Below are 5,906 nucleotides of genomic sequence, written 5' to 3' on the forward strand. Positions count from 1 at the left end.
CATGCGCAGATCGGCTTCGCCATCGACCGCTGGGATGTCCTCGACCAGTGCGCCAGCGGCTACCGACTGTTGCGCTCAAGCGCGGGCAGACGAATCGAAGCGGGTCAGTTGCTGGCAGTCAGCCCGTCGGAAAGCAGCATGTACCTGCTCGCCTACGTGGTCTGGGTGATGCAGGAGGAACAGGGCGGGCTGACCGCAGGCATCGCGACCATGCCTGGCAAACCGGAGGCCATCGCCGCCCGCCTCCTGCCCCAGATCTCTGGACAGGACAATGCCTACAGCCGCGCCTTTGTTCTGCCCTCCGTTCCGACCGTCGGCGTCGACCGAACGCTGATCATTCCCAAAGGCTGGTATTCTCCCGAACGCTTGGTCGAGGTCTATGTCAACGGCAGTTGGCGCGTCAAGATGTTGCGCCTGGTCGGCGAAGGTTCAGACTTCGACCGTGTCACGTTCCTGATCGTCTGAAGGCCGCCTTTTGCGCTATAGTGGCGGGACGACCGCTACCTGGGGACGTTCATGGCTGGCCTAGACGAGACGACACCATACCCGACCGAAATCAGACTCCGGCAACAGTCACGCCTGCTTGAAGTGAGCTTCGACGACGGCGCGCACTTCGAGTTGACGCACGAATTCCTGCGCGTGTTTACGCCGTCGGCCGAAGCACGCGGGCACGCGCCCGGACAGGAAGTGCTGCAGGTCGGCAAACGCGAGGTCGTCATCGAGCGTCTGGAAACCGTCGGCAACTATGCCATCCGCCCGGTCTTCTCGGATGGCCACGACAGTGGCCTGTACTCCTGGGATCTGCTCTACAACTTGGGGAAAGAGCGCGACAAGCTCTGGCAAGCCTACCTCGAGCGGCTGGCACGAGCTGGCGCCAGCCGCGACGCGCGGCCAGAGGCCGCCGCACGCGCGCCGCAACACGCCGGGTGCGGCAAGCATTGATCCGCGAGGAAGGCGGGCGTATGCGCGAGAGCAACACGACACACTTCGGCTTTGAGCAGGTTGGCGAAGCGGAGAAGGCGCAACGCGTCGCCGATGTGTTTGATTCGGTCGCCCAGCGCTACGACCTGATGAACGACCTCATGTCGGGCGGCCTGCACCGCCTGTGGAAAGCGTTTGCCATCGCCAAGAGCGGCGTGCGGGCGGGCTGGCGCGTGCTCGATGTGGCTGGCGGAACTGGCGACTTGGCGCTGGCCTTTGCCCGACGTGTCGGCCGCGACGGTCAGGCGTGGCTGACCGACATCAACAACGCCATGCTGACGCGCGGTCGCGACCGGCTGTGCGACCGCGGCTGCATCGTCCCCGTCGCGCAGTGTGACGCCGAGCAGCTACCCTTCCCTGACGAGTACTTCGACTGCGTGACGGTGGCTTTCGGCCTGCGCAACATGACGCACAAGGAGCTTGCCCTGGCTGAAATGCGGCGCGTCCTGCGTCCGGGCGGGCGCCTGCTGGTGCTCGAGTTCTCACACGTCTGGGCGCCGCTGGCGCCAGCCTACGACTACTACTCGTTCAAGCTGATTCCCCGTCTGGGCAAACTCGTCACGCACGACGAAGCAAGCTACCGCTACCTGGCCGAATCGATTCGTGTCCATCCCGATCAGGAGACGCTGAAACGCTTGATGGAGGAGGCCGGCCTGGAATCCGTCGACTACTTCAATCTCGCCATGGGCGTGGTTGCCTTGCACCGTGGCTTCCGCTTCTGAAATGCTGCTCGGCGCTTTGCTCGCGTTCGCCAACCACGTGCTGGCGAGCGAGGACTGGGCAGTGGGTCGCCTGGCCCGCTTCGCCGGGCAGAACGTGTCGATCCGCTTTGGCAAGGTCTCGCTGACGGCCACGATCGGTGCTGACGGCTTGCTCGACGCCGACCTCCTCACCGATCCACAGTTGCCGGCGAGCGTGACCCTGACGCTGCCGGACGATGCGCCCGTCCGCTGGCTGACCGATCGCGCTTCGCTGCTCGCCAGCGCTCAGATTGCCGGCCCGGCCGAACTGGCGGAAACGCTGAGTTTCGTCATCCGCCACCTGCGCTGGGACATCGAATCCGACCTCTCGCTGCTGTTGGGGGACATCGTTGGCCGGCGTGCGGCGCAGCTCGTCGGAGCACTCGGCCAGTGGCAGGTGTCGGCAGTACAGCGCGGCCTGACCGGCCTGGGCGAGTACCTGAGCGAGGAAAGCGGGCTACTCACAGCGCGCCGGGAGGTTGAGCGATTCTGCCTGAGTGTCGACGCGCTGGCCGATGACTGCCGCCGCCTGGAAGGCAGGCTGCAGCGTGTCGAGTCGGCCAGGGCTGTGAAAACTGCTGAACGGCTGAATTGATCTGCCCGATTCCTGGCCCGCTTCTTACTGGTGCCGCGTACGCAGCTTCTTGATCGCCTGTAGTTGCGCGACCGCCTGCGCCAGTTCCGCTTCGGCGGTTGCCAGATCGATCTCCGCAGCGCGGTCGCGCAGAGCCTCCTCGGCCCGCTTCTTGGCTTCCGTTGCTTTGGCCTCGTCAAGATCGTGCGCGCGAATCGCCGTGTCGGCCAGCACGGTGATCAGCGCCGGCTGCACTTCGAGCATGCCGCCGGAAACATAAACCAGCTCATACTCGTCGCGGTCTGGCACCTTGAGACGGACTGTGCCGGGCTTGATCCGTGTCAGCAGCGGCGTGTGTCGCGGATAGATCCCAAGTTCGCCCGCTTCGCCGGGGAAAACGGCGAAATCGGTCTGCCCGGAAAAGATCAGTTCCTCGGCGCTTACGACGTCAACATGTACTCTGATTGACATGGTACTTTTCCTCGTTGCATCGCCCCCGCACCGTGCCGGGTGCGGAGGCGACAATCACGGATGCCGCTTTAGAGTTTCTTGGCTTTCTCGAAGACTTCTTCGATGCCGCCCACCATGTAGAACGCCTGCTCGGGAATGCTGTCGCACTCGCCATTGACGATCATCTTGAAGCCCTTGATCGTGTCCTTGAGCGGAACATACTTGCCCGGCGATCCGGTAAACACCTCGGCAACGTTGAAGGGCTGCGACAGGAAGCGCTGGATCTTGCGTGCGCGATAAACGGCCAGCTTGTCCTCGGGCGACAGTTCATCCATCCCGAGAATGGCGATGATGTCGCGCAGCTCCTTGTACTTCTGCAGCGTCATCTGGACCGCGCGCGCAACCGTGTAGTGCTCTTCGCCGACGATCTGCGGGTCGAGCTGACGCGAGGTCGAGTCGAGCGGATCGACCGCCGGGTAGATACCGAGCGAGGCGATGTCACGCGAGAGAACGACCGTCGAGTCGAGGTGCAGGAAGGTCGTTGCCGGAGACGGGTCGGTCAGGTCGTCGGCCGGAACATAGACCGCCTGAATCGAGGTGATCGAGCCGACCTTGGTCGAGGTAATGCGCTCCTGCAGACGGCCCATTTCCTCAGCCAGCGTCGGCTGATAGCCAACGGCCGACGGCATCCGGCCGAGCAGCGCGGAAACTTCGGTACCGGCCAAGGTGTAGCGGTAGATGTTGTCGACGAAGAAAAGAATATCGCGGCCGTCGTCGCGGAAACGTTCAGCCATCGTCAGACCGGTCAGGGCAACGCGCAGGCGGTTGCCCGGTGGCTCGTTCATCTGCCCGAAGACCATCGCCACCTTGTCGAGAACGTTCGACTCCTTCATCTCGTGGTAGAAGTCGTTGCCCTCGCGAGTCCGCTCGCCGACGCCAGCAAATACCGACAGCCCGGAGTGTTGCTTGGCGATGTTGTTGATCAACTCCATCATGTTGACCGTCTTGCCCACGCCGGCACCACCGAACAGGCCCACTTTGCCGCCCTTGGCGAACGGGCAGACCAGGTCGATGACCTTGATCCCCGTCTCCAGCAGGTCGACCGACGGCGACAGTTCGTCGAATTTCGGCGCCAACTGGTGAATCTCGCGCCGCTCTTCGGTCGCGATCGGGCCGGCTTCGTCAATCGGCCGCCCAAGAACGTTCATGATACGGCCGATCGTCGCATTACCGACAGGAACCGAAATACCCGCCCCAGTGTTATTTACTTTCATCCCGCGGCGCAGGCCATCGGACGAGCCCATGGCGATCGTGCGCACGATGCCGTCGCCCAACTGCTGCTGCACCTCGAACATCAGGTCGGCCTCGCACATCTCCGACTCCTCTGCCTTGTCGAGCAGAAGCGCGTCGTAGATGCGGGGCATTGCGTCACGCGGGAACTGGATATCCACCACGGCGCCGATACATTGAACAATGTTTCCTTGACTCATCGTCGTACCCCTAATTTATGAACTAACTATGCCGTGGTCAGACCGCCGCTGCGCCGCCGACGATTTCCGAAAGCTCTTTCGTGATCGATGCCTGGCGCGCTTTGTTGTATACCAGCTTGAGTTCGCTGATCACGTTCTTCGCGTTATCCGAGGCCGATTTCATGGCGACCATGCGCGCGCTTTGCTCCGACGCCATGTTCTCGGCCACAGCCTGGTAGATCATCGCTTCGACGTAGCGCACCAGCAGGTCGTCAATCACCGTCTGCGCGTCTGGCTCGTAAAGGTAGTCCCAGCGGTTACCTTCGCCGCCAATCAGGTCACCCGACAGGGGGAGAAGCTGGTAGAGCGTCGGCTCCTGCTTCATCGTGTTGATGAACCGGGTGAACACGATGTAGAGGACGTCGATGTCGCCACGCATGTACGCGTCGAGCTGCACTTTCACCGGGCCGATCAGCTTTTCCAGGTGCGGCGTGTCGCCCAGGCCGACCAGATGCGAAACGACGTTGGCGCCTGCCCGCTGCATGAAACCCAGACCCTTGTTGCCGATCGCCGTCACATTGAGCTTCTTGCCTTCGGCGTCCCACTCGCGCATTTTGGCGAGTGCCAACCGCAGCACGTTGGTGTTCAGGCCACCGCACAGGCCCTTGTCGGAGGTCACCGTGATCAGGCCGACCGTCTTGATCGTCGGGCGGACGGAAAGGAACGGGTGACGATAGTCAGTCAAGGCGTGCGACAGGTTTCCGGCAACCTGCCGGATCTTTTCGCCGTAGGGTCGGGCCGCTCGCATGCGATCCTGCGCTTTGCGCATTTTCGAGGCTGCGACCATCTCCATCGCCTTGGTGATCTTGCGCGTGCTCTCGACGCTCTTGATCTTGTTGCGGATTTCCTTGCCGCTAGGCATGGCAATCTCCTCGATCGATCAGGCCAGCGTGGCCTTGAACTCCTCGATCGCCTTGGTGAGCTTTTGCTCAGCGTCAGCGTCAAGATCCTTGGACGTTTCGATCTTCGAGACCAGGTCGGCGTGTTTCTGCTTGATGTAGCCGTGCATCTGCTTCTCGGTGGCAAGTGCCTTACGCACGTCCAGATCGTCGAAGTAGCCCTTGTTGACTGCGTGCAGGGTGATCGCCATCTCTGAAATGGACAGCGGCGAGTACTGCGGCTGCTTCATCAGTTCGGTCACCAGGCGCCCGCGGTCGAGCTGCTTGCGGGTTGCTTCGTCGAGGTCGGAAGCAAACTGGGCGAAGGCCGCGAGTTCGCGGAACTGCGCCAACGCCAGGCGCACGCCGCCGCCGAGCTTCTTGATGACCTTCGTCTGCGCCGCACCACCCACGCGCGACACCGAGATACCGGCGTCGATGGCCGGCCGGACGCCTGCATTAAAGAGGTCGGTGTCAAGGAAGATCTGGCCGTCGGTGATCGAGATGACGTTCGTCGGAACGAAGGCAGAGACGTCACCCGCCTGTGTCTCGATCACTGGCAACGCGGTCAGCGAACCGGTCTTGCCTTTGACTTCGCCGTTCGTGAACTTCTCGACCCATTCGGCGGAAACCCGGGCAGCCCGTTCGAGCAGACGCGAGTGCAGGTAGAACACGTCACCCGGATACGCTTCACGCCCTGGCGGACGGCGCAGGAGCAGCGAAACCTGGCGGTAGGCCCACGCCTGCTTGGTCA

At 62.7% G+C, this 5,906-nt stretch carries 6 protein-coding genes and 2 pseudogenes; 4 read left to right on the plus strand and 4 right to left on the minus strand.

The features are described from left to right. From RKP46_RS08100 to RKP46_RS08115, 4 genes and pseudogenes are all read left to right on the plus strand, one after another. Positions 1-465 (plus strand): annotated as a pseudogene (locus tag RKP46_RS08100) (hypothetical protein); the annotation flags it as partial. Positions 466-516: 51 nt separating this feature from the next. Next, positions 517-942 carry a DUF971 domain-containing protein gene (locus RKP46_RS08105; RefSeq protein WP_311106177.1) on the plus strand — a complete coding sequence of 142 codons (426 nt, stop codon included), beginning with the start codon at positions 517-519 and terminating at the stop codon, positions 940-942. 20 nt (positions 943-962) lie between these two features. Next, positions 963-1,703: a bifunctional demethylmenaquinone methyltransferase/2-methoxy-6-polyprenyl-1,4-benzoquinol methylase UbiE gene (gene ubiE, locus RKP46_RS08110; protein ID WP_311106178.1), complete on the plus strand. Its 741-nt coding sequence runs from the start codon at positions 963-965 to the stop codon at positions 1,701-1,703. Beyond that, complete coding sequence (locus RKP46_RS08115) at positions 1,687-2,316, plus strand: hypothetical protein (protein WP_311106179.1); 630 nt, start codon at positions 1,687-1,689, stop codon at positions 2,314-2,316. The genes ubiE and RKP46_RS08115 overlap by 17 nt, the downstream gene beginning before the upstream one ends. 24 nt (positions 2,317-2,340) lie before the next feature. Here the strand turns inward: RKP46_RS08115 and RKP46_RS08120 are convergent, their stop codons facing one another. From RKP46_RS08120 to RKP46_RS08135, 4 genes and pseudogenes are all read right to left on the minus strand, one after another. Continuing rightward, on the minus strand, positions 2,341-2,766 hold the full coding sequence (locus RKP46_RS08120; protein ID WP_311106180.1) for a F0F1 ATP synthase subunit epsilon: 426 nt from the start codon (positions 2,764-2,766) through the stop codon (positions 2,341-2,343). Positions 2,767-2,834: 68 nt separating this feature from the next. Beyond that, a complete protein-coding gene (atpD, locus tag RKP46_RS08125; RefSeq protein ID WP_311106181.1) occupies positions 2,835-4,235 on the minus strand; it encodes a F0F1 ATP synthase subunit beta in 1,401 nt (466 codons plus the stop codon). Positions 4,236-4,272: 37 nt separating this feature from the next. Then, positions 4,273-5,136, minus strand: coding sequence for a F0F1 ATP synthase subunit gamma (gene atpG / locus RKP46_RS08130; protein WP_311106182.1), 864 nt, complete (start codon positions 5,134-5,136; stop codon positions 4,273-4,275). Between the two features lie 18 nt (positions 5,137-5,154). Continuing rightward, a pseudogene (locus RKP46_RS08135) lies at positions 5,155-5,906 on the minus strand (F0F1 ATP synthase subunit alpha); the annotation flags it as partial.

Source organism: Accumulibacter sp. (assembly GCF_031732815.1).
Classification (GTDB): domain Bacteria; phylum Pseudomonadota; class Gammaproteobacteria; order Burkholderiales; family Rhodocyclaceae; genus Accumulibacter.

Excerpts from the sequence above, each read along its gene's own strand:
- atpD (WP_311106181.1), bottom strand. The coding sequence starts at position 4,235 with ATGAGTCAAGGAAACATTGTTCAATGTATCGGCGCCGTGGTGGATATC.
- RKP46_RS08105 (WP_311106177.1), top strand. The coding sequence starts at position 517 with ATGGCTGGCCTAGACGAGACGACACCATACCCGACCGAAATCAGACTC.
- RKP46_RS08120 (WP_311106180.1), bottom strand. The coding sequence starts at position 2,766 with ATGTCAATCAGAGTACATGTTGACGTCGTAAGCGCCGAGGAACTGATC.
- ubiE (WP_311106178.1), top strand. The coding sequence starts at position 963 with ATGCGCGAGAGCAACACGACACACTTCGGCTTTGAGCAGGTTGGCGAA.
- atpG (WP_311106182.1), bottom strand. The coding sequence starts at position 5,136 with ATGCCTAGCGGCAAGGAAATCCGCAACAAGATCAAGAGCGTCGAGAGC.